20 protein-coding genes are annotated in these 24,743 nt (G+C 43.1%); 14 read left to right on the forward strand and 6 right to left on the reverse strand.

The genetic code is table 11. The features are described from left to right. The first annotated feature begins 39 nt into the window (after window positions 1-39). Both E7L17_RS07225 and E7L17_RS07230 read left to right on the forward strand, forming a co-directional pair. The gene (locus E7L17_RS07225) at window positions 40-1,503 is read left to right on the forward strand and encodes an FAD-dependent oxidoreductase (RefSeq protein WP_316322585.1); all 1,464 of its coding nucleotides are present in this window, start codon (window positions 40-42) and stop codon (window positions 1,501-1,503) included. Then, window positions 1,497-2,381, forward strand: coding sequence for a hypothetical protein (locus E7L17_RS07230; RefSeq protein ID WP_316322586.1), 885 nt, complete (start codon window positions 1,497-1,499; stop codon window positions 2,379-2,381). The genes E7L17_RS07225 and E7L17_RS07230 overlap by 7 nt, the downstream gene beginning before the upstream one ends. A gap of 59 nt (window positions 2,382-2,440) precedes the next feature. Here E7L17_RS07230 and E7L17_RS07235 read toward each other — a convergent pair whose 3' ends face one another. Beyond that, a complete protein-coding gene (locus E7L17_RS07235) occupies window positions 2,441-4,594 on the reverse strand; it encodes a Tex family protein (protein WP_316322587.1) in 2,154 nt (717 codons plus the stop codon). A 188-nt stretch (window positions 4,595-4,782) separates the two neighbouring features. Next, entirely contained in the window at window positions 4,783-6,672 is a 1,890-nt protein-coding gene (locus tag E7L17_RS07240) for a sigma 54-interacting transcriptional regulator (RefSeq protein ID WP_316322588.1), read from the reverse strand. Between the two features lie 233 nt (window positions 6,673-6,905). Between E7L17_RS07240 and E7L17_RS07245 the strand changes: the two genes are divergently transcribed. The 10 genes from E7L17_RS07245 (at window position 6,906) to E7L17_RS07290 (ending at window position 16,890) form a co-directional block, all read left to right on the forward strand. Then, window positions 6,906-7,880 carry a hydroxyacid dehydrogenase gene (locus tag E7L17_RS07245; protein ID WP_316322589.1) on the forward strand — a complete coding sequence of 325 codons (975 nt, stop codon included), beginning with the start codon at window positions 6,906-6,908 and terminating at the stop codon, window positions 7,878-7,880. 29 nt (window positions 7,881-7,909) lie between these two features. Then, window positions 7,910-8,611 (forward strand): RraA family protein, encoded by a 702-nt coding sequence (locus tag E7L17_RS07250; RefSeq protein WP_316322590.1) that lies wholly within the window; start codon window positions 7,910-7,912, stop codon window positions 8,609-8,611. 24 nt (window positions 8,612-8,635) lie between these two features. Next, window positions 8,636-10,006 carry a TRAP transporter large permease subunit gene (locus tag E7L17_RS07255; protein ID WP_316322591.1) on the forward strand — a complete coding sequence of 457 codons (1,371 nt, stop codon included), beginning with the start codon at window positions 8,636-8,638 and terminating at the stop codon, window positions 10,004-10,006. Between the two features lie 20 nt (window positions 10,007-10,026). Then, a complete protein-coding gene (locus E7L17_RS07260; RefSeq protein WP_316322592.1) occupies window positions 10,027-10,260 on the forward strand; it encodes a hypothetical protein in 234 nt (77 codons plus the stop codon). Between the two features lie 83 nt (window positions 10,261-10,343). Further along, window positions 10,344-11,492: an amidohydrolase family protein gene (locus E7L17_RS07265; RefSeq protein ID WP_316322593.1), complete on the forward strand. Its 1,149-nt coding sequence runs from the start codon at window positions 10,344-10,346 to the stop codon at window positions 11,490-11,492. 241 nt (window positions 11,493-11,733) lie between these two features. Next, window positions 11,734-13,089 (forward strand): TRAP transporter large permease subunit, encoded by a 1,356-nt coding sequence (locus tag E7L17_RS07270; protein ID WP_316322594.1) that lies wholly within the window; start codon window positions 11,734-11,736, stop codon window positions 13,087-13,089. Window positions 13,090-13,146: 57 nt separating this feature from the next. Next, complete coding sequence (locus tag E7L17_RS07275; RefSeq protein ID WP_316322595.1) at window positions 13,147-13,410, forward strand: hypothetical protein; 264 nt, start codon at window positions 13,147-13,149, stop codon at window positions 13,408-13,410. 268 nt (window positions 13,411-13,678) lie between these two features. Beyond that, entirely contained in the window at window positions 13,679-14,632 is a 954-nt protein-coding gene (locus tag E7L17_RS07280) for a type II CAAX endopeptidase family protein (protein WP_316322596.1), read from the forward strand. A gap of 20 nt (window positions 14,633-14,652) precedes the next feature. Next, entirely contained in the window at window positions 14,653-15,573 is a 921-nt protein-coding gene (locus tag E7L17_RS07285) for a CPBP family intramembrane glutamic endopeptidase (protein WP_316322597.1), read from the forward strand. 36 nt (window positions 15,574-15,609) lie between these two features. Next, the gene (locus E7L17_RS07290) at window positions 15,610-16,890 is read left to right on the forward strand and encodes a lipopolysaccharide biosynthesis protein (RefSeq protein ID WP_316322598.1); all 1,281 of its coding nucleotides are present in this window, start codon (window positions 15,610-15,612) and stop codon (window positions 16,888-16,890) included. A 240-nt stretch (window positions 16,891-17,130) separates the two neighbouring features. Here E7L17_RS07290 and E7L17_RS07295 read toward each other — a convergent pair whose 3' ends face one another. The 4 genes from E7L17_RS07295 to E7L17_RS07310 form a co-directional block, all read right to left on the reverse strand. Further along, window positions 17,131-19,461 carry an FtsX-like permease family protein gene (locus E7L17_RS07295; protein WP_316322599.1) on the reverse strand — a complete coding sequence of 777 codons (2,331 nt, stop codon included), beginning with the start codon at window positions 19,459-19,461 and terminating at the stop codon, window positions 17,131-17,133. Beyond that, window positions 19,458-20,141, reverse strand: coding sequence for an ABC transporter ATP-binding protein (locus tag E7L17_RS07300; RefSeq protein WP_316322600.1), 684 nt, complete (start codon window positions 20,139-20,141; stop codon window positions 19,458-19,460). The genes E7L17_RS07295 and E7L17_RS07300 overlap by 4 nt, the downstream gene beginning before the upstream one ends. Window positions 20,142-20,214: 73 nt before the next feature. Next, on the reverse strand, window positions 20,215-21,249 hold the full coding sequence (locus E7L17_RS07305; RefSeq protein ID WP_316322601.1) for a HAMP domain-containing sensor histidine kinase: 1,035 nt from the start codon (window positions 21,247-21,249) through the stop codon (window positions 20,215-20,217). A gap of 8 nt (window positions 21,250-21,257) precedes the next feature. Continuing rightward, window positions 21,258-21,944 (reverse strand): response regulator transcription factor, encoded by a 687-nt coding sequence (locus E7L17_RS07310; RefSeq protein WP_316322602.1) that lies wholly within the window; start codon window positions 21,942-21,944, stop codon window positions 21,258-21,260. A gap of 371 nt (window positions 21,945-22,315) precedes the next feature. Between E7L17_RS07310 and E7L17_RS07315 the strand changes: the two genes are divergently transcribed. Beyond that, the gene (locus E7L17_RS07315) at window positions 22,316-22,459 is read left to right on the forward strand and encodes a hypothetical protein (RefSeq protein WP_316322603.1); all 144 of its coding nucleotides are present in this window, start codon (window positions 22,316-22,318) and stop codon (window positions 22,457-22,459) included. A 146-nt stretch (window positions 22,460-22,605) separates the two neighbouring features. Next, on the forward strand, window positions 22,606-24,654 hold the full coding sequence (locus E7L17_RS07320) for a thioredoxin domain-containing protein (RefSeq protein WP_316322604.1): 2,049 nt from the start codon (window positions 22,606-22,608) through the stop codon (window positions 24,652-24,654). Window positions 24,655-24,743: the final 89 nt, after the last annotated feature.

Consider the following 24,743-nt stretch of genomic DNA (forward strand, 5'->3'; position numbering starts at 1 on the left):
TTCCATAATTTTGCGCAATCTATGAAATGAGGTGAAATTATGGAATCGTTATGGAGAGAAACGACGCATTTTCAAGAGCGCCCCGCTCTTACGGGTGACCTAACTGTACCGGTTGCCATTATTGGCGGCGGTTTAGCTGGCATATTAATCGCTAGCTTACTCAAAGAAAAAGGGATAGAATCCGTTGTGCTGGAAGCAAACCGAATCGGGAGCGGGCAAACGCAAAACACCACTGCAAAAATCACGTCACAGCATCATCTCGTTTACACAAAGCTGATTCAAAATTTTAATGAAGAACAGGCGAAGCAATATGCCTCGGCAAATCAGCAGGCAATCGCGCGGTATAAAAAGTTAATTACAGAGCGCCAAATTGACTGTGAGTTCGAGGAGCGCCCCGCATACCTGTATACCGTGGAAAAGGAAGATCGCTCCGTGCTAGAGCTGGAAGCAGAATGTGCCTGCAAGGCAGGCATTCATGCCCAAATCACGCAGCAAACCACCTTGCCGTTTGAGGTGACAGCAGCCATGAAGTTCGAAGGGCAGGCTCAATTTCATCCGCTCAAGTTTTTAAGGGCAATGGCGGAGTCTGTAACAGTGTATGAAAACACCAAGGTATTAACCGTAGAAGAAAATAGAGTGGAAACCTGTAGGGGAACGGTAACGGCAGAGAAGATTGTGTTTGCGTCACACTTCCCGTTTGTTAACGTGCCCGGCTATTACTTCATGCGTATGTATCAGGAGCGCAGCTATGTGTTAGCGTTGCAAAATGCAGCAAAGCTTGACGGAATGTATCTTGGCATTAGCGAGCGGGGGCTATCCTTTCGGAATAGCGGGGAAGCCCTTTTACTTGGCGGCGGTGACCACCGAACCGGTGAGAATTCAGTAGGTGGGCAATATGCGATTCTTCGGGATGCTGCCGCAAGGTTTTACCCGCAAAGCAAAGAGCTTACCCAGTGGTCTGCACAGGACTGCATGACGCTCGACAGTGTACCGTATATTGGTCAATTTTCGTCTAATACTCCAAACTGGTATGTGGCAACCGGTTTTGGTAAATGGGGAATGACAAGCAGTATGGTATCTGCCATTCTATTGGCAGACCAAATCGCAGGGGTAGAGAATCCCTTTGCTCCGGTTTTTTCACCACTTCGTTTTACGCTTACTGCATCCGCTAAAAACTTTTTAACCGGAATGGGACAGGCGGTAAAGGGAATTACCAAGCAGACGTTTTCTCTGCCGAACCCAGACACAGCAGAAGCGCATATGCTCCCAAATGGTCATGGCGGAGTGGTAATTGCAGATGGTAAAAAGGCAGGAGTATATAAAACAGATGGCGAAGAAATGACCGCCGTTTCAGTAAAATGCCCGCACCTTGGCTGCCAGTTGGAATGGAATCCCGATGAAAAAAGCTGGGATTGCCCATGCCACGGCTCGCGCTTCGACGCAAAGGGCGGATTGCTCGATGGCCCGGCACAGACCGATTTAGAGGAGATACCCACATGCTGAACTTGCAAAAGAGTCACTCCAATGGCTATTTTGAGGGATGGTATTTCAAACAGCAAAATGAGAAAGAGACGGTTGCACTTATCCCAGCCTTTCACACAGACCGGGATGGCAATCGCTCTGCTTCTCTACAAGTAATTACAAATGAAGATACGTTTAATATTGATTTTCCTGACCAGACCTGCGAGGGGAAAAGAATGCAGCTACCTGCTCGATTGGGGAAGAGTTTGTTTTCAGAGCAGGGGATTGGGATAGATATTCAAACACCGGAATGCTCAATGTTTGGGGTGCTGTGGTTTAGCCCGATAACCCCGCCTGCCTACGACATTATGGGGCCGTTTTGCTGCTTGCCGGGCATGGAATGCCGCCACAGCGTTTTTAGCTTGTTCCACCATGTAAATGGTTCGCTTACCATAAACAAGAAAGAATATATTTTTAAGAATGGTTCTGGCTATTTGGAGGGGGACCGTGGGCACTCCTTTCCCAGCCGTTACTTGTGGACGCATTGTGCCTTTGAAACAAACAGCATTATGTTTTCTGTTGCAGACATTCCATGGGGTCCGCTAAGCTTTACCGGCTGTATTGGATTTTTGTATTACGAGGGAAAAGAGTACCGAATTTCTACGTACTGCGGTGCAAGACTGCTGTATGTAGGCGAAAATGATATTTTGCTGCGGCAAGGGAAGTTAACTCTGAAAATACAGCTTTTAAAGAGCAGCTCTCATGCACTGCGTGCTCCGCAGGATGGCAGTATGAGCCGCATGATTCACGAAAGTGCTTCCTGCAAGGTTCGGTATACCTGCTCTATTGGCTCTAAAGTGTATCTGGATTTTATCAGTGAGTATGCTAGCTTTGAAAGCAATTGGGAGAAAACGGATTAAAAAGCAAGTTTTAAATCAATAAAAGAAAAGAAGCACCGCAATTCCGGTGCTTCTCTTCTTTATTTTACAGCTTGTTTTTTCATCGTAAGAGAGATACGCTTTTTCGCTTCTTCTACACTGAGAACAGTTACAGTAACAATATCGCCAACCTTCACTACGTCTGAGGGATGCTTGATGAAATGATCCGACATCTGAGAAATGTGTACCAATCCATCTTGGTGAACACCAATATCCACAAAAGCACCAAAATCGATGACGTTGCGCACGGTTCCGGTGAGCTCCATTCCTGCTTTTAGGTCAGAAAGGCTTAAAATGTCAGTGCGTAGCAGTGGCGGGGGTAGCTCGTCGCGAATATCTCGTCCCGGTTTTTGCAGCTCCGAAAGAATATCGGTAAGGGTAGGAATACCGACTTCGCAGGCTTCGGCGGCTTGCCTCCAACCTATTGTTTCAACCTGCTGTACAATACTTTCTACTCCCTCCATTGTTAGGTCGGAGGGCTTTAATCCTAGCAGTGCAAGCAGCTTCGATACTGCATCATAGGATTCTGGGTGAACGGAGGTATTGTCTAAAATATTCTTTCCACGCGGGATTCTTAAAAATCCAGCGCACTGCTCGTAGGCTTTCGGCCCAAGACGTGCCACTTTTTTAAGTTGGGTACGGTTTTGAAAAGGACCGTTTTCGTCTCGAAAAGCAACTACATTTTTCGCTACGGTTTCATTCAGACCAGAGATATGAGTCAAAAGAGAAACGGACGCTGTGTTCAAATCCACACCTACGCTGTTTACACAGTTTTCTACCACACCCTCTAGGGCACTGTCTAGCTCAGCGGGTGGCATATCATGCTGGTATTGCCCAATTCCAATGGCTTTTGGGTCAATCTTTACCAGCTCTGCTAGAGGGTCTTGCAATCTGCGGGCAATCGAAACTGCACTTCGCAGAGAAACATCGTACTCCGGGAATTCTGCCGCAGCCAGCTTCGACGCCGAATATACCGAGGCTCCCGCTTCACTAACAACCATATAGCTGACCGGCTCATCTATTTCACGCAGCAGCTCAGCGACAAATATTTCCGATTCCTTTGAGGCAGTTCCGTTCCCAATCGAGATAACGGTAACCCCATGCTTTTGAATCAAGCGTTTTAACTCCCGTTTGGCTTCTTCTGTTTTTTTGTGGGGAGCGGTGGGGTAGACCACGGTTGTGTCGAGCACCTTGCCCGTTGCATCTACCACCGCAATTTTACAGCCGGTGCGATAAGCCGGGTCAAACCCTAGAATTACTTTGTCCTTTACAGGTGGCTGCAGGAGCAGGGGCTTTAAATTGAGTGCAAACATAGAAATCGCCTGCTTGGCAGCTCTTTGTGTAAGCTCATTGCGGATTTCACGTTCCAAGGAAGGAAAAATCAGGCGCTTCCAAGAGTCCTCAACGGCTTCCTTTACACAAGCGGAGGTAGAGCCGCCGGGCTTTACAAAGCGTTCGAATAAAGCGGCTAAAGCGTTTGCGTCGTTCAGCTCAAGCTTTACCTTCAGGCACTCTTCTTTTTCACCGCGGTCTATCGCCAAAATACGATGGCTTGGTATTTTGCTCACCGGCTCGGAATATTCGGCGTACATTTCGTATACTGGGTTTTCTTGAGCAGTGCGCGAAGCCAAAATACCCTCTCTACGGATGATTTGTCGCAGCTTTTTTCGCATTTCAGCATCATCTGAGAAATCTTCCGCCAGAATATCCTGTGCACCCTGTACGGCATCTTCCCAACTTGTTACACCTTTCTCTTCATGTATGAAAGGAACAGCCAATTCTTCCGGCGTTTTACCGCGCAGAGCTTGCTCTATAAGGAGGTCGGCTAATGGGCGCAAGCCTTTTTCCTGCGCAATGGTGGCGCGGGTGCGGCGCTTGGGGCGGAAAGGGCGGTATAAATCCTCTGCCTCAGAAAGGGTTTTGGAATTTTGAACAGCGAGGAAGAGCTCGTCCGTCAGTTTGCCTTGCGAGGTAATACTCTCTAAAATTTCTTCTTTGCGTTTTTCCAAATTTCTTAGGTATAGCAGACGGTCAGACAGCTCACGCAAAACCTGGTCATCACAGGAGCCGGTCATCTCTTTTCGGTACCGTGCAATAAACGGTATGGTATTGCCGTCATCAATGAGTGCTACAATATTGTCAACATGCGCTTGCGTAAGGTGAAATTCCCTTGCTAGCTCTGCAATCATATCCATATATATACCTCTTCCTGCTTAATGATGGTAAATGTATTATACCACAGGTGCAAAGCATGTCGCAGTATATTTTTAAATGGTGGCAGTTTCTGCGCAAAAAGATAAGCGGGGTAATCAGCATCATGCGAGTTACATGATGCTGATTACCCCGCTTAGTATATGATAAATTTCCGTTGTACGCAGCGAATTTAAGGTATGAGATGGTGCTTTTTTAGCTTTCTCCACAAAGTTGTAGTGCTTATTTTTAATTCTGCCGCCGCTTGTGCACGGTTTCCGCTGCTTCTTTGCAATATCTCTTTAATTTTTTCTCGTTCATACAGATCTAGATCTATCTGGGTTGAGGCGGGGGTGGAAGCAACCAAAGGAAGGGGGCTTGCTGTTTGCCGGGGTATAATCCCTTCCAAGTGCTCCGGTAAAATACAGGTGCTTTCAGAGAGAGTAATTGCGCGCTCAAGGAGATTGAAGAACTGCCGGATATTCCCCGGATAATCTCCCTGCTGAAGCAGACAAATCGCATCTGCGCTGAAAGATATCTCAGGGCAGTTTTTACTCGTATAATGCTCAATCAGGCTGGAAATATCTTCTTTTCGGCTTCTTAGCGGGGGTAAGTATAACTCAAGAACATTCAGTCGGTAAAGCAAATCCTCACGGAATTTTTGTTTCCGTACCAACTCCTCCAAATTTTTATTGGTTGCGCTGATGACCCGCACATCAATCGGAATAATCTTATGGTCTCCCAACCGGCTTATCTCTTTTTCCTGCAGCACACGGAGAAGCTTTGCCTGAACATCAATGTTCATTTCACCTATTTCGTCCAAAAAAACAGTACCTCCATGGGCCAACTCAAACAATCCCATTTTACCTTCTTTGTTGGCTCCCGTAAAAGCACCTTTTACATAACCGAACAATTCACTTTCCAAAATAGATTCCGGCAGTGCGGCGCAGTTTATGGCAACAAAGGGCTCAGTGGCACGGTCGCTGTAGGTATGGATACTTTGCGCAAAAACCTCCTTACCGGTTCCCGTTTCACCAGAAATTAGGATTGCGCTGTTACTTCGAGCATATTTCTTCCCAAGCCGAATCGTTTCTTGAATGGTGACACTCTTGCCAATGATATCGTTAAACGTATATTTGGCGGTGGGATGCTTTTCATTTAACTTCATACGGATTTGTTTTTCTGCGGACTGAATTCTGTTTCCGCTGCCGACAATGATAACCATGCTCTTTAGTTGTGCATTTACAATAACTGGCTTACAGTTTACCAGAAACACTCGGTCAAATAAATTTACAATTGATTTTTGCGTGGGTTCTTTCTGGCTTAAAACCTGCTCAATTTCCTGCTCAGGGAAGAGAAGAGGAAGGATTTCTTTTGGAGGCCGATTGTGAAACAGCGCTTTGGCATTATCGTTTAAAAAGAGGAGCTCCCCCGAGCGGGAATAGTTCAGCACTGCGTCTGGCGTTCCGTTTACAGTGGCCAAAATTGTTTGGAGATACTCGTCCTTTGCTTCCATCGAAGTTAAAATATTCAGCGCGCGGTCGATGGCAATCTCCACATTGCTGGAATGAACCCGCAGCATCACATGTTGTAGTTGATGGGCATCCGCTACCAGCTTTACGGAAAATCCACCAATCAAAAGCCGGATGCAGGGGCTAAGCGCTCCAATCACATCTTGTTCAATGGTGTCTGTAGATTCTGGGTTGATTACCTGTACATTCATGCCAGAAATCCGTTGGAAGCGCAGCATCGTATCATAAGCGTTATCAAAACCAATCAGAGCAATTTCTTCCGGTGCGAAGCTGCCCATATGTACCGAGTCGTAGATTTCTTCATAAAGGTAAGGAACATCCACCACAGGGCAGGGCACGTTTTCTTCTAGAAGACGAACATTGCGCCCTCTGGCTATTAGTACCCTTGCGCCGGAGGAAACGGCCTCTTTGGCATTGCGTATCGTATTCTTTCCCGTCCCTTCAATGATTCCCACCCTACCGGTCAGGCGGCGCTTCTGAATAATTTGCCGTGCGACAGAGGTAAAAACATCTGATGCGGAAAAAATCATAACATCCCGAATTTCTTTCATAAGCGAGTCCTCCGTTTCAGTATGAATTTCAATTTTGAAATTCATACTGAAACTATATCATGCTTTATTATAATAATCAATTAAACGTACAGGCGTCGCTTTTGTATAATAAATTAAAAAAACTAGATATCATCCGCCTTTTAACGCGTTTTTTCTATTTTTTACATACAAAACAAATAATTTGGCATGGGAATTGCGTTAATATTTAGTGAAAAAGAAAGGAGGCTTACATTATGGCCTATAAGGTATTATTGCCACAGCCTATTTTAAAAGAGGGATACGATTACTTACTCGAGCATGGTTACGAGATTATTGATGGGAAAGGTCCCAGCGAAGAAGATATTCTCTCCGACATAGGAAACTGTGACGCCATGATCGTTCGAACCGCAAAAATAAGCGCCAGAATTTTAGATGCGGCACCCAACCTGCGTGTTATCGCCCGGCACGGGGCAGGGTACGACGGAGTTGATCTGGAGGCGGCGCGCCGGAATAACATTCTGGTGATGAACGCACCTGGTGTAAACAGCATTTCGGTGGCCGAGCTGACAATCTTCTATATGCTTCACTGTTCTCGCAATTTTAAGTTGGTTCAGAAGCTGTATCAGGACGATTACAGCTTCGCAAAGTTCAAGCTTCCCAAAACGGAACTAAACGGAAAAACGCTGGGTTTGGTTGGTTTGGGAAACATCGGCAAGCTGGTAGCACAAAAAGCCGCCATGGGATTCGATATGAGGGTGATTGCCTTTGATCCGTTCCACCGTGGCGAACTGCCGGATTACATTGAGATGACACAGGACCGAGACGAGATTTTTCGTGCGAGCGACTACGTATCTGTTCATGTGCCTGCAACAAAAGAAACCATTCACAGCATTGGGCAGCGGGAGTTTGCCATGATGAAGGAGACAGCTTTCCTGATCAATACCGCCCGCGGCTCGATTGTAGACGAACCTGCCTTAATTCAGGCGATGGAAGAAAAACAAATTGCAGGAGCCGCGCTAGACGTTCTTTGGGAGGAACCCTTCCAAAAGGGCAATCGGTTACTGCAAATGGACAATGTACTGACGGCTCCGCATATCGGCGCAGCCACAAAAGAAGCCTCCAGCCGTGCTTCTCTGGTTTGTGCGCAGAACATTGATGATTTCTTCTGCAAACGACCTTTAAAAGCAGTTGTTCCTGAACTGAGAGAATTGATTCCGGCTGAAGAATAAAGTTTGATAATGTGAAAGGAGAAAAGAACATGAGTGTAGGTAACAGAATTTTTTTAGAACGTGATTTACCGGATGCCGAAGTGATGGAGGGCTTTCGTACTCTGCCTGCGGCCAATGTAGCAGACACAATGGGGCGTTCCTGTGCACTCAATTCTCAGATTCGTCTGATTAGTAGCCCAAGCAAACCAATTATGGTTGGCGCAGCTTTAACAGTAAAGGCTCGTCCCGGCGATAATCTGATGCTGCATAAAGCTCTTGATATGGCTGGCCCCAACGATGTAATTATCGTATCGAACGAGGGAGATCGTACCCACTCCCTGATGGGGGAGATCATGGCGGTCTATGCCCAGTGCACCCGCAAGGTGCAGGGAATTGTGCTGGACAGCCCGATTCGCGACATCGAAGAGCTGTCTCAAATGGAGATGTTTTTATATGCTACCGGTTCCACACCGGGCGGCCCGTACAAGGAAGGTCCCGGCGAGGTAAACGTGCCGATTTCCATTGGAAACATTTCCGTCAATCCCGGTGATATTGTTTTGGGTGACCGTGACGGTGTCATCATCATTCCTAGAACTGATGCGGCTCAGATTCTGGAAGAAGCCAAAAAATACGCAGAAATGGATGCCAGTAAGGTAGCCGCTGCAAAAAACGGAACGGCAAAGCGCCAGTGGGTAGAAGACACTCTGGTGAAAAAGAATGTGGAGATTATCCAAGGGAAATTCTTCGGTTAAGTTTTTGTGAGGGTGGGGAAATCTATGTTTTTGGGAATTGGAATTGGAATCTGGTCATTTGTTATTTATATTGCGGCAATCGTTCTTTGGATGCTTTTACTGAAAAGAAATATAGCGGAATGTATGGGGATTGGGTTTCTCATTGTTGCGTTGTTTAATGGAATTACTGCCTTACCGGGCACTTTGGGTACGGCTTTGCTTTCAGCCTCGAAAGAGAGCTCATTTCTCGCAACAATGCTGTTTTTACTAATGTCAGTCATTATGACAAAAACAGGAATGATCGCACGACTGGTTGAGCTTTTGAATTCTATGATTGGCCGTATAAAAGGTGGAGCAGCATATGTCTCCGTATGCGCCAGCTTTTTATTCGGCCTTGTATCCGGTAATGCGATTGCGAACTGTGCAACGGTTGGCGCAATTACAGTCCCTTGGATGAAGGAAAGCGGCTGGCCCAAAGAAGTGTCGGCTACAATGAATGCGGGTAATGCCGGTGTTGGGCAGTCCATGCCATCTTGTACCGCAATGTTTTTGCTGCTGGGTCTAGCTCCTGTTGCAGCAGCAATGACGGTCGGGCAGGCTTATATTGCCGTATTGTGCGGCGGTGCATGGACATTTGTGTATCGTCTTATTCGGGTGTGGCTGTATGCCAGAAAATACAACGTACAGGCAGTTCCAGAGGATCAGATTAAACCATTCGGACAGTCGCTCAGTGATAACTGGACCTCTTTGTTAATGTTGGTGGGTATCGCAATTCCTCTGTTTTTGACCATGGGTCCTATCGCAAAATTTCTTACTGCTGCAGAATCCTTTGCCAAAGCGGGCGTAGCTTCCATTAATATCGTTCTCTGGGTTCCCGTAGTTGTAAGTGTAATTTGTTTAATCGTAGGTAGAAAAAATCTGCCCCAAACTGGCTCGGAGTGGGTTGGGCTGCTCAAGGGTTGCCAGCCAACCTTTGCAACTGTGGGCGGCGTTCTTCTGTTTGCCCTTGCGGCCAGCAAGGTGCTTACTATGGTTGGCTTTGATCAAGACCTCAAGGTTCTTCTGGAAGCACTAACCCTGCCAAATCTGGTCATGATTATTCTAACCTGCATCATGATTGTACTTGTGGCGGGCCCTCTGAGTGCAGTTGCAACAACAGCTGCCGTTGGTTCGGTCGCGTTTTCTGTTCTGGTAGGTGCTGGGGTGAGCCCGATTGCCGCAGTTGTTGCGTTTATGATCTGCATTTCCACGGAAGGCGCCTCTCCTCCAAGCTCGTCTCCGATTTTTATATCGTGCGGATTGGCTGAGGTAGATGATCCAAAGGTTATTTTTATTCCTCTGATTACAGACTATGTTATTCCGTTGATTGGGGTGGCTACTCTGGTAGCAGTTGGAGTGCTGCCTGTTATTCAATAGTCTGTGAAAGGAGAATGATTATGAAAAAAGCAGAGAAGATTTTAGATACCCTTTGTGTTATATCTACTATTATTTTCTTTCTGGCAATCACACTTATGGTTTTTGCTCAGGGTTTTGCTGTCATTACGTTAAATGGGGCGCTGTCTACCGCGCTGTCGAAAAGCATTGCAGAGCCGGCAAGTATGGTTTCTGCGGTGGCTTCCATAATTGCTATTCTATTAGCATACATGAGAGGCCAGATGAAAGCAGACTAAGTATTTAAAAAGGCTGTTGTGCAGGAATGCTGATTAACTCCGTATTCCTGTACAACGAGAACATGCAGCGAGAAGGAGAGAAAATGCTAGATTTACTTATCATAAATGGCCATGTAATCGACCCCCTTAATCAGGTAGATAACATTCAGCCGGTAGCCATCTATAACGGGAAAATAACAAAATACGAAGAAGGAGAACCGGCAAAACATACGATTGACGCCGACGGTCGCTATGTTTTCCCCGGGTTAATCGATGCGCATGCACATATGTTTGCAGAGGGTACTGATATCGGAATCTACCCGGACATTGCTTATTTGCCAACTGGTGTAACAAGCGCTGTGGATGCGACGGCAGGAGTCTCCAACTACCGGATGTTCCGCTCTTCCGTGATTGAGAGAAGTAAAGTGACCATCAAATGCTTTCTGCAAATGTGCTCAGCCGGGCTTGTAACCACCAGTTACCATGAGTGCATCGACCCCAAATATTTTAACGCGGAAAAGATTGCCCGAATCTACGAAGAAAACAAAGACAATATTCTTGGTCTTAAAATCAGGCAGAGCGAAGAACTGGCTATGGGGTTGGGCATTGCACCGCTTAGGGCCACGGTTGCCATCGCAGAAAAAATAAACTGCCCGGTGGAAGTACACTGCACCGATCTTCCGGTTCCTACCTGCGAAGTGCTGGAAACCCTGCGCCCCGGCGATATTTTTGAGCATGTGTATCAGGGTGCTAAAAATACCATCATCGATGAAAATGGAAAACTGTATGAATGCGTTCGAAAAGCGCGAGAACGCGGCATCTGGTTCGACACTGCCGAAGGCCGCAAACATGGTGATTATGATGTGATGAAAGCCGCGATGGCGCAGGGCTTTATCGCAGATATTTGCAGTACAGATTTGGTGCTTGGCAGTATGTATCGGCGTACTATTTTTTCCTTGCCAAACCTGATGTCTCGCTATATTTGCATGGGGATTCCAATGCAGCAGGTGGTGAAAATGGCAACAAGTACACCAGCCCGGTTGATGAATATGACCGGTGAAATCGGTTGCTTGTCCGAAGGCGCACGAGCAGATGTGGCCGTCTTTGACTGGAAGGAATTTCATCAGATCTATCGCGATTGGAAAGGAAGCAAGTTTGAAGCAAACCGTATGCTTAAGCCGGAGCTGACAATCAAAGACGGAGATATTGTTTACTGTGCTCCGGACTATATTTACGAGCCTGAGTACCGATAATAAAACCAATTGTTATTTTATTAAGCGAAATACCCGAGTAAAATAATAGCTATTGGAGGCTGCCATTGCATTAGATAGCAAAGTGAATTGAAAAATCGGTGTTATCAAGCGTATTTTTAAATGCTTGGTACAGCCGGTTCATCCACTTCAATATTTGCTTTTAATATTACTACTTATAAAAGCGACGTATTAATTTTCAAATGCTGATAGATATCAATCTACACAGAAAAGGAGAATTCATATGGGTCCTGGTCTTGCGGCTATGATTGTATTCATAGCAATCATTATCATATGGAGCGTTAATTTAAAGCGAAATATCGGCGAGGCTATGTTTGTAGGCATGATAGCAGTCGCTTTGTTCGGGGGAGCAAAAGCTCCTATTCTATTATATAAAGGATTAAAATACGCATTAAACTATGAAGTCCTTTTTGCTTCTTTGGCATTCGTGTTTATGTCCTTTTTACTGCGTAAATCTACTGTTCTAGAAGGAATGCTACATATTTTAAATCGCATGTTTGGCAGACTAAAAGGCGGCCCAGCCTATGTTAACACTGCGCTGTCTACGGTGTTAGGGTGTTTGTCTGGCGGCAATACGCCCAACGCCGCCACATCCGGAGCTTTTACTGCGCAATGGTTGATAAAAACCGGTTGGTCAAAGGAAAGTGCGGCAACCCTTATCGCTGCAAACGGCGGGTTAGGGGCAGGTTTCCCTCCCAGCTCTTCCATGTTTATAGTGCTTGCTTTTCCTACCGTGGCGCAATTGGTATCGGAAGGGCAAATCTACGTTGCATTATTTGTTACAGGCATTTATCAGGTTATATGGAGAATTATATATATTTATTATCAAATTCACAAACAAAATCTTCAGCCACCTGTACTTAAAGAAGAGCTTAAGCCTATCTCTGCGGTGTTTCATGAATACGGGAAAAACGCTTTCATTTTCTTAGGTGCCATTATTCCTGTATTGCTTACAATGGGGCCGTTTGCCAATTGGGTTTCAGCAAAGTCAAAAAATTGGGATAATGCAATAGGTAGCATCAGCATTCTTGTTTGGATTCCCATCTTAATGACTCTTACCATTCTCTTATTAGATTGGAAAAACATCAGAATTAATTTAAAATCAAGACAAAATTTCATTCAGGAATTGATTCCGGAATTCACCAGCATTGGCGGACTACTTCTATTTGTATTTGCCGCCAGCAATATCATTTCCAATTTGGGATTGTCCGATGATATCGCTCAAATTCTCGATGTTCTTAATCTTTCAAAGGTGCTAACGGTTCTTGTCATATTTGTTTTGGTAGCCGTTGTTGCAGGCCCTCTTTCTTCGACTGCTACCCTGACTTCTGTTGGAGTGATTTCTCATGCTATTTTGGTGTACGCGGGAATTGATCCGCTGGCTGCCGCAATTGGCCTGCTGATTGTCGCATCCACCGAAGGTGCTTCTCCACCAGCTTCAGGAGCATTGTTTGTTGCTTGCAGTCTTACAGGGGCAAACCCGCCAAAAATATTTGTACCACTGATTGTTTGGTTCGTTGTACCTATTACTCTGCTCGCCTGCTTTGTTGCTCTTGGCATACTGCCCATACCATATTAAATTGATCAGTGAAAACAAGCTGTTCCGATTATCATATTGTGATGGAAGGTGTTTTGAATGAAGAAAATATATGAAACAGTCATTTTTATTGGTTTTTTAATATTTTTTATCGGTGGACTATTGTGTGTCTTTGGTCAGGCAATCGGTATTATTATTGGACTTATTACCGGAAATCCCGATTTGGTTTTATCCTTCGAGTTAATTACCAAGGTCATTTTTCCTGCGGCATCCATTAGTGGTCTTCTATGCTTTTTACATCCTTATTTATTTAAAAATAAGAAAAGTTTAGAGACCGCAAATAATGAAAATTTAGATGACTAATAATTTCTAAAAGATTTAAATACACAATAAAAAGATAAAGATACTGCCTGTAAAGGCGGTATCTTTTTTTATGTATAATCAAGTAAAATATAATTGAGAAAATCAAGATGAAATTTTTGAGACTTAAAAGTAGACTTTTTTCAAATCATCTAAATGAATTGTTGATTATAGTTTATCAAAAGAACAGGGAAAAGCAGATTATGATATAGTTTGTTATAATAATAGTGCTATAATAAATATAGTTATAGAAAGGGAGGGAAGGTTTGCTATGATTCAAAATCAAATCAATATGGAATCCCGAGAGAACAAAGAAAACTTGGATGGAATTGTTACCTTTGCAAATCGCTTTATTATCCTTTTTCTCACATCTTATTTTATCGCTAAAATAATTATTGGTATTTTACAAAAGATTCTTAAAATCTCGATTTTTGATAACATGACGCACATTTTATTACCATTTTTCTCACTGCTATTTGTTCTTACAATAGGCAGCCGTCTTTTCCGGACGACCCCGAAACAGATTATTCTTGGAGAGCGAACAACTTCTAAGCTGCCAATAATTGATAGCATCCTTTTAATGTTATCTCTTTTCTTCTTTGAATACGGGATTGTTTTATTGAGTCTTCCTTATTTGAAGAGTTTTTCACCCGATGAATTTAACCCGGAACCTATGTTTAATTTAATTATATCAATCATTGGTCCCTGCATTCTGGGCCCTGTGAATGAAGAAATTCTATGCCGTAGAATCGGTTTTCAGTATGCGCAAAAATATGGGACGATGTTTGCTGTAGTTACTTCTTCAGTTATGTTTGCACTCGCGCATGGTGTCAGTCTCCAAGTGCTTTATGCTCTCTTACTAGGATTTTGCGTCGGAATTCTCTGCGCCAAAACCGGCCGCATTTTGTGGTCAATTCTTCTGCATATGGCGCATAACGGCTTTATGGTGGTGATGACCTACCTGTTTCCCTTTTACGAAGGAATCCCATCCCCCCGTTTTTATCTTCTTTGGGCTTTATTTGCTGTGTTAAGTATTATGTGCTTTCTTCTTTATGCTGCTCGACAGAAAATTAGCCTGCGAGCCCTTTTCATAAAAGCAAATGTGAAAAAGCTTTGGGTGCAAATGAAATCCGATAAAAGTAAATATAAGGCCTATTTTATTTCTACAGGAGCCCTAGTGGTATATTTTGTTGCTTTTATGAATTTTTTAATGTTTTTAATCTAAAGTAAATAGGAGGAAACATAATGGAATCAAAACAGGAAGACCAGTTTTTGCAATATACCGGTATTACTTTTCTTGGAATTACGATACTTACTTATTTTAGTAGTGGTGCTCACGCAATTTCTCCATTTGAGGACACAACAGCCGGCAATTTAACGAGAGCGGGAGGCTATATAGCCAGTGTAATAATATTCTATTTATGTTTTCGCAAGCAATTAGAGAGGAATAAGCAAACACAAACCATTCAATGGCACCCACTATTCTCTATATACGAAAAGATATTGATTATGCTTTTAGTATTCTTTTTAATGCTTTTTATTATGGAAATACTTTCTATATTTAGCATCACTCCTTGGAATATCTGCCATGCAGATAAAGTCACTGTGGCAGAAGGCAGTATCGGATTTATTAAAGCCAGCTTTTTTATAGCTTTTTATGCAATGTGTGAAGAAATTATGTTCCGTCGAATTCTGCTGCAAACGCAAACTCATAATGGCCTTGGATTTGCACTTGTTTCAAGCAGCATTTTGTTTGCATTGTGCCATAGCACTCAAATACTTGCCGTGTTTGCTGCCGGTATGGCTTTAGGAGGCGTTTATATTCTAACGGGCTCCATAATATATCCAATTTTAATGCATGTCTTCAATAATATATTTAAGTTTTATGTTTTTGATTATATCTCTCCGTTAATGCCTGAAGATAGACTGCGCCTAACTCTACTTATTTTATATGGCATTGTTTTTGTATTATTATTATCCATATGCCTCATAAGCAAAAATATAAGAAGTGTTTTTAAAAGAATCAAATGGGAAATTGTAAAAGCTCATTTTAAAAATAATATAAAGCCATATGCGGAATTTTTTCGTTCCCCTGGTACATTAATATTGATTCTATTTTTATTTTTATCTAAATTTAATCAATTAGTATCACCAAATTCCTTTTAAATGAAATTCTTCAAATCAATATTTGGAGGTTATAGTTTGTCATTTATAGAAGCTAAGATAAATTTGCTACGGAATAATCATTTTTTAAAAGATGTGGCGGTGCTAAGCAGTGGTACGGCTGCGGCTCAATTGATTCCATTTCTGTTCCTGCCGCTTTTGGGCCGGCTCTACGGGCCAGAACTGCAAGGAGTTTACGGCATCTATGTTTCGATTACAAGCATCACGCAGCAAATCGCCTGTTTCCGCTACGATTACGCCGTTGTGGTGGTAGACAGCGACGAGGAGGCGGGCGGCGCTTTTGTGCTCAGCGCGGCGCTGGCGGTTTTGTTTTCGGCGCTGATAGGTCTTGCAATATGGCCCTTTATTCCCTCTCTCGGCGCTGCACTGCGGCTCACGGGCGGCGCGGAAAATACATTATGGATGGTTCCTCTTACGACTTTCATCTGCGGCCTTACCACCGCACTCAACTATTACAATGTTCGGTTTGAAAAATACAAGGTGATTTCGATCTCCAACATCATCCGCGTTTCGGTGATGGTTGTCGCTCAAATTGGACTAGCCCTGTTAGGTGCTGGCTATTGGGGGTTAATTGTCGGGCAGTTCTTGTCGTTTTTCTTCGGTAACTTACGCATGCTGATGACATTAAAAGGCCGCGTTCACCGCTCGATGTTCCGTATCTCCTTTTTAAAGAAAGTAGCGCGTAAAAATGTGGTGTACCCCAAATACATGCTCCCGAGCGCCATCGCTAACAACCTTGCCATAAATATGATGGGTGTGTTTACCCAGATGAATTACGGCGTAGTGATGAACGGGTATTACAGCCTAATCAACCGACTTCTAGCGCAACCGTTAACGCTGGTTTCCAGTGCAGTTTCACAGGTGTTCTTGCGGGGAGCTTCCGTAGACAAGCACGACGGCCAAAAGCTTAGTAAAACATTTTCTACTGTGACGAAATGGCTGATTATCGTTTCTATCATCCCGTTCGGGATTTTGCTGCTTTGGGGGGAACCCATCATTTCCCGATTTTTAGGAGAGGAATGGACACCCATGGCGGAATATCTCAGATATTTGATTCCGTTGTTTATGGTGCGCTTTGTGGTGACGCCTCTTACAAACTCTGCTATTGCACTTGGGCGGCAAAAGGCAACGATGGTATGGCAGTTCTTTTTGCTCGCGGTAGTTTTGATTCCGTCACTTCTTACGTTTGTTATCCCAATGACGTATATGCAGTATCTACTTGCAACGAGCTTGCCAATGGCGGTGGCCTACCTAATCTTCTACCGCTTTTGCCAGAAGATTGTTAAAAACGCTGTATAAATTTTGACCATAACATCGCTTATATTTAAATAAAGCAGACGAAATCAGGTAGCTTTGAAGTTATAAAATATAATACCAATGCTAATACCGCCGTGTTCGGTTTAAATTCCATTCAGCTACAAAATAAAGAAGCGGGGGCTTTGAATTTCAAAGCCCCTGCTTCTTTGGGAGTGTGTCAGTTTTACACAGAATTTTTTATACCGTTGTGCAGGAGATTTGCGTGATTTAAATTATTAGCCATTATAATTCATTGATTGTTTCAATTACTGCCATATCACGAATTCGTTTTGCCGGGGCATAAATCGCAGCAACAGCAGATACAAAAACAAACAATATGATAAGGCAGAGCATTGTTACCGGCAAATGCCATACAGTTCCAAAATATCGTGTTATCAGGCTAATATAAAGGAAACGACTGAATGGGAGTCCAATCCCACAACCAACTGCAAGGCCAGAAATGGCATAGGTAAAGGCTTCTGCGGCAATCATTCTGGTAAGCTGCCTGCCATCCATTCCAACAGCACGCATTGCTCCATATTGTTTTGATCTTGCTGAAACACTCATTGAAATACTGTTAATAATATAGAACATTGTAATCATGCTAATGATTACTAAAAATCCGTATACGACGCACTGAAACGCTAAATAGGTTGTATTACTTTCCTTGTTGCTTTCCCGTAAATCCGTATAAATCACATCACTTGCAGTGAGGTTGCTAATCTGCTGTAACGTTTTATCGTTGGCATTCTCGTTAAGGTGTATGCCAAGTGTCGTATACTTGTGCTCTCCTGTCAGCCGTTCAAAGGTTTCCTGTGAACATATTACAAGCAGCTCACTGGGATACATACTATCCGTTATGGTACTTGTTATTTTAACCTCTTGACCAGCAATTTGGATGCTATCTCCCATTTTCAAAGGGTTATCTTTATCATAGACGGTTATAACCTTGTTGCTGTCACCTTGAATTGCAGACAAATCTCCTTGCACCACACTGTCTTTTGCGCTATTGAGCAGATAGTCGTCGTAGGAGAGAAGATTGATATGGTCGATTCCCTGTCGTGAAGAAGAAGCAGGAATTCTATTCTTGTAAGAACTGCTAAAAACTTGTTTCACACCTGAAATATTGCTAATTTCATCGGTCAGATTTTTTTCAATTACCAATGCATTAGAATAACCGTTAAGAGTAATATCTGGCTGCCATGACCGCAAGGTAGGCAACAACCCACGGGCTAAATCCAGCCCGATTGAAAAGCAAAGGAACAAAATAATACTAAGTGCAAATGAAGCAGTCATTAATGCCCAGTTTTTTTTGGATGCGGTTGCATGATGGACACCAAGCATCCACTCAATTTTACCAACACGTTGTTTCATTTTGTTCTGTACAGAGAGCGTCGTTTCAACATTGCCCGAAACTGCCGCTACGGGAGAAACTTTCGCAGCGCGTTTTGCAGGAGACTGTGCTGCCAGTAGTACAGTGATAAGCCCAACGAGAACACCGCTAACTAGGCCAATCGGGCTAAAAGCAAATACCGGGGTGGTAATGAACTCACCACCAATGCCATAATGCAGCCAAGCACAAATTCCCCAACTAACTGCTGTGCCTGCAATGATGCCAATAGGTATGGCAATTTTACACCAGTTAAGTGCTTCCAAACGAACAAAACGAATTATTTGCCGGCGGCTTGCGCCGATACAACGCAGCATACCAAAAAACTTAGTCCGTTGTGTTACATTGCTGTTCAGGCTTCCGGAAATCATCAATACTCCGGCCAACAATACCAGCACAAATAAAAATCCCGCAGTTGCATAAATATTTCCCATTGCTTGGTTATTGCTTTGGCCTGAAATCCCCATAAGTGCAGTGTTTTCAGAAATGCAGTCCTTCGGTAAGTCGTACGTCTTTTTAAGTTCAGGTATCGCCTGTGCAGCTTTCGCAGCGTTCTGAAATTGAACATAGTAAGAGAGGGGGGCTGATATATCGTTTTTCGTCATAAGCGAATTAAAGGAATTTTGAGTCATATACACGGCAACCAAAAAGGTTTGTCCCTGATAATATTTTTTATCATCAGACCCAAAGCCGGAAATTTTAAAATCAGTATCTCCGGCGGGAGTGTGTAAAGTCACACGGTCGCCAAGCTGCACATTTAAGGCGAGCTTCGCATTTTCACTGAGCATAATTTCATTATCTGCTTGCGGAAAAGTTCCCTCTTCAAGAGCGTTTGAAAGCTGGGTTATATAGGTTTTATCGGTTCCATACAAGGTGGCTTTCCGCTTACCAATATAATATGGTTTGTCTGCGTCCGAATTAAATACCGCTGTGGTGCCTATTGCCTTAACATCCGAATGCTGGCTAATTTCTTTTGCATTCTCCTGGGAGATATTATCTAGTTTAATATGCCAGCTTCCGTGCCTCTCCAGCACAAACGAGTTCTCTGTGCGGAGTAGCATGTCGGATACACTGAAAATTGCAGTCACAAGCAGAACAGAAATAATAATACATAAAAGCGTCATTCGATTTTGCTTTCTATGTATTTTTGTAGAAATAGGAATCAGGCTAAGATAGCTTTTCATTCACTACACCTCCCTAAATCGGAGACAACACCGTCCGATACCTGTAATACACGGTCGGCTGTCTGCGCGATACTTCGGTTATGTGTAATCATGATGATTGTCTGTTCGTATTTTTTTGACGCCTCCCGCAACAGTGCAATAACCTCACTGCTATTTTGCGTATCTAGATTTCCCGTTGGCTCATCTGCAAGTATTAGGGACGGACGTGTGATCAGTGCACGTCCAATGGCAACTCTTTGCTGCTGACCACCGGATAGCTGACTCGGAAGATGGTTGCGGCGTTCTTTTAAATTGAGTACGGAGAGAAGCTCCTCCAAATACTTTTGATTCGGCTTCTGATAATCCAACAGAACTGGGAAAATGATATTCTGCTCAACCGTCAGCTCTGGAATCAAATTAAATGCCTGAAAAATAAAACCGATGTTCCGTCTGCGAAAAATGGTGAGCTCTCTTTCTTTCATAGAAAAAGTATCCTTGCCGTCAATAAATACTTTGCCGGAAGTAGGCGTGTCCAACGCGCCCAACATATTCAGAAGCGTGCTTTTACCAGAACCGGATTCACCAACAATTGCGACAAATTCTCCTTTCGGAACAGAGTAATTCACGTTCTTTAAGGCATGTACGGCTGTTTCACCACTGCCATACGTTTTTGAAATACCATTCACTTCTAATAAGTCCATAAAAGAAACACCTCTTCTGTTTGATGGTGATAGCATATCACACCAATCCTACGAACGGATGACACGAAGCCTACTATTTTGTAGGAATTAGAAAGTTTATGGTAAAGGTAGAGCCGAAACCTAGATCGCTACTGACTTCTATCGTGCCGTTGTGTGCTTCAATTATCGTTTTTGCAAGTGATAAACCCAGTCCAACTCCTTGTGTGTCTTTTGAAAAATGGCTTCGATAAAACCTTTTGAATATATGATATAGGTCTTCCGTGTGAATTCCACTGCCGTTATCCGTTATAATGATTTGAACAACAGATGCAAACTGCTTCCACTCAATACGAATGGTGTTTCCCTTTTTTGTGTGGTCAAAAGCATTTTTTACAATATTGCTGATTGCTTCCATAAACCAGTTGCGATCACAAAGTAGAGTAACCGTGTCATTACCAAACAGCAGCAATTCTTTTTCTTCCTTTTTTGCGCGGTAGGAAAAATGCTTTTCAATACTGCTCATCATATCCGGCACATTTTCGTTGGCTTTTTCTAATGTGATCGTTCCGGCGTCTAGTTTTGTAATTTTCAAAAGGTTTTGTACCAATATTTCAATTCGGTCAAGCTCCTGTTCAGATAAGGAAGTAAATTCTTGAATTGTAGGCAAGTCCTTTGATTCTTCCTGAATAATGCCAACATAGACATTGAGAGCCGCCAATGGCGTTTTTAATTGGTGAGAAATATCGGATATGATATCTTTTAAAAATTTTTTCGATTTTCCCTCATTATCGGCGTGCGCATTTAAAATGGCAACCAGTGCATTTACTTCATGGAAGAGTCTGTATAGCTCCCCCTCATCATTACACGCAAGGCGTGCATTTTTATTTCCCAGAATATATTCTTTAATTTGTGAAACGGCAGTTTCCATAATTTCGTTTTGTTCTATAAAATATCTGTAAATAACGATTAATATCATAATACTCATGAGTAAAGAGCAAGCCAAAATACAGAGTGCTGCATTTTTAATCTCAAATATTATAAAAGCCATTGAAAGTAGGGTGAATCCTACTATCAGCAGTAACACCCACCCAAAAAGAGATTTGATTTTCCTGTTTACCAGTATTTTCATAGCCATCCTCAATCAATCGTATTCCATTTATACCCCATGCGCCGAACTGTCAATATCTTTTGGGGATCTCCTGGGTTGTCCTCAATCTTTGTGCGAAGTCTACGAATATAAACGGTTAGCGTATTAGTGTCTATATAGTTTTCATCACAGTCCCACAGCTTGCTTAAAATCCGTTCTGGAGAAAGCACAATACCTGGATTTTCCATGAACAAACACAACAGTTTATATTCACTTGCTGTCAGGTCGAGCAATTCTTCGCTTTTATAAACTTCCCCTTTTAATAACAGCACTTTTATACCATTCGAAGTTAATTGGGTATTTGCTTGATTGAAATTTTCACTTCTGCGGAGCAGAGCGTTTATCCTTGATAAAAACACGGCCAATTTGAATGGTTTTGTAATATAATCATCACCGCCAATGTCTAGCCCCATGGTAATATCAGTTTCTTCATCGGCTGCAGTAAGAAATATAATTGGTACCTTTGAGGTTTCACGGATTTTTCTGCAAATATCATATCCGGAACCGTCAGGTAGAGACACATCAAGAATCACCAAATCATAGGTTCCTTTTATCCAAAGACTATGCGCTTCAATAATTGTGCGAGCAAGCTCTATTTCATAGCCCTGTTTTTTCATAGCAAAAGATAGACCGTTTATTAAGCTCAAATCATCTTCAACAAAGAAAATTCGTTTCATTCTTTTGAACCGTCCTTATCAACCACATATGGTTTAATCTTGTTACAACAGGGATACGATATGCTTAACATCGCTGTTGTATCCGTCTTTCCGAATTATTCTATTACTCCTTTTGGAGCCGGAATGTATTGTAACATAATCTGTTTTATCCTTTGATTTTTCCAACATGATTATATACGGTTAACGAAATAAATGCAAAAAGAGGTATGAATATGATGTGCTATTTTGATAAATACCCTATTAAAGAAATCAAATGTTAGGATTGATACCTTCGTTGCTGTAGAGATAAAACATTAAGTCTTTTAAATTTTCATTTAAGTTTTATAATAAACTTATTAACTAGTTTTAATTTTGTTTGAAAGGGGATAAATATGAAAAAGATCGGATTAGGAATTGGAATACTTCTTTTTGCAATTCTGCTTAGATTATCTTCAGCAGGATTAGAGACTTTTGTGGTTGGTATTGGTGTTATTGGGCTTGGCTTTGTTATTTCTGGCTCTAATCAACCCAATTAAACTTTATATTCTTATCTAATTCTTCAAGTATATGGTGTTGATGATTTGTGATAAGAATCATAAAGATACTACCCGCAAAGGGTGGTATCTTTTCCTTTTTTAGGTATAATAAAGAGAATGATATAGAACAAATGAGGTAAAAAACGTTGGAAACTAAAAATAAAAGCAACCATTTAATTCATGAAAAAAGCCCTTATCTGTTGCAGCATGCAAACAATCCAGTCGATTGGTATGCGTGGAGTAAAGAAGCGTTTGAAAAGGCAAAGCATGAGGACAAGCCCATTTTTTTAAGCATTGGCTACTCTACCTGCCATTGGTGCCATGTGATGGCGCACGAATCCTTTGAAGATGACGAGATTGCCGAGGTGCTAAACCAGAGCTTTGTTTGTATAAAGGTAGACCGTGAGGAGCGGCCGGATATTGACGCCGTATATATGGCAGTTTGCCAAGCAATCACGGGTTCTGGCGGTTGGCCTATGACGATTTTAATGACACCGGAGCAAAAGCCGTTCTGGGCGGGAACGTATCTGCCGAAGCACTCTACCATGCGCGCTACCGGGCTTTTAGAATTGCTTACGTTTATCGGCGAACAATGGGATAAGAACCGGGAGCAGTTGCTGCACACCGGGGAAGAAATTACAAAATATTTAAATGAGCAGGCAGCGACTCTACCGGATGCTATAATGCCGGAACAGAATCTTTTGCATGATGCAATTGACCAATTTAAAAACTCCTACGATTCGCGTTGGGGCGGTTTTGGCGGTGCACCTAAATTTCCTACTCCGCATAATCTGCTTTTTTTAATTCGCTATTCGGTTCTGGAAGAGAATCAGGATGCTCTTCATATGGCGGAGCATACACTCACCCAAATGTATCGCGGTGGACTGTTCGACCATGTAGGCGGAGGTTTTTCGCGCTATTCCACTGATGTACGATGGCTGGTACCTCATTTCGAAAAGATGCTCTACGATAATGCCCTTTTGTCGTACACTTATTTAGAGGCGTTTGCTGTGACGAAAAGACCCCTTTACTGCAAAGTTGCAATGCGCACACTTGATTATGTTCTTCGTGAGCTGCGAGATGAACAGGACGGTTTTTACTGCGGGCAGGATGCCGACAGTGATAAGGTGGAGGGGAAATATTATGTGTTCACTCCACATGAAATACGGGAGGTTCTCGGCGAAAAGGACGCAGAAGAATTTTGTGACTGCTTCGGAGTAACTGCTACTGGTAATTTTGAGGGGAATAACATCCTTAATTTACTCGAGGAATCCAACTACGAGCAAGAGAATGTAAAAATCGCACAGATGTGCTCTAAGCTATACGATTACCGATTAAAGCGCACACAGCTGCATCGTGATGATAAGGTGCTAACCTCTTGGAATGCTCTTATGATTGCCGCACTTGCCAAAGCAGGCTCACTGCTTAATGAATCGGAGTACCTCACTGCGGCACAAAAAGCACAGCGCTTTCTGGAAGAAAATCTGGTAGATGAGCGCGGCAGACTCCTCGTTCGTTGGCGGGATGGAGATGCGGCACATGATGGTCAGCTCGATGACTACGCTTTCTATGCCTTCTCTCTGCTTGAGCTGTACCAGGCGACTTATGAATTAAATTACCTTGATCGTGCCAAACAAATAGCGGGGAAGATTTTGGAGCTATTTGCTGATGAAAAGCAAGGCGGACTGTTCTTATATGCCAAAGACAGCGAGCAGCTCATCAGCAGACCGAAAGAAGTGTATGATGGTGCAATTCCATCCGGAAATTCCGTGGCAGCTGAAGTATTTGTGCGCCTTGCTGCGCTTACCGGTGAGGAGTACTGGCGGCAGGCGAGTGAACGCCAGCTACAGTTTCTTTCTGGCTGGGTAAAGGAATACCCTGCGGGGTACGGGATGTCCCTAATTGCGCTTAGCCGAGTGCTTTACCCCTCCCAAGAGTTGATTTGTACGGCGGAGTCGGAATTGGATTTTAATGAGATATGTAATTATCTAAACCAGCACTTTCTGCCGAATCTGACTGTTCTTTTTAAGCATAACAAAAATAGAGAGCTACTCGCTTCCGTCGCTCCATTTACAGAGGAGTACCCGCTACCACAGCAGGGAGTACAATATTATCTTTGCGAAAATGGAACATGTTCCGCTCCGGTACAAACGCTTTCAGAGCTTGAACAACAGCTGATAGCATCACGCAAATAAAGAATCTTACGTTGAAATCGGAAGGCTGGCCTTTTATGGTCAGTCTTTTCTCTTTTGTACTAACATGCTATGATATAAAAAAGAATCGA

The sequence above is a fragment of the Clostridium sp. genome (assembly GCF_032576335.1).
Lineage (GTDB): Bacteria > Bacillota > Clostridia > Oscillospirales > Acutalibacteraceae > Faecalispora.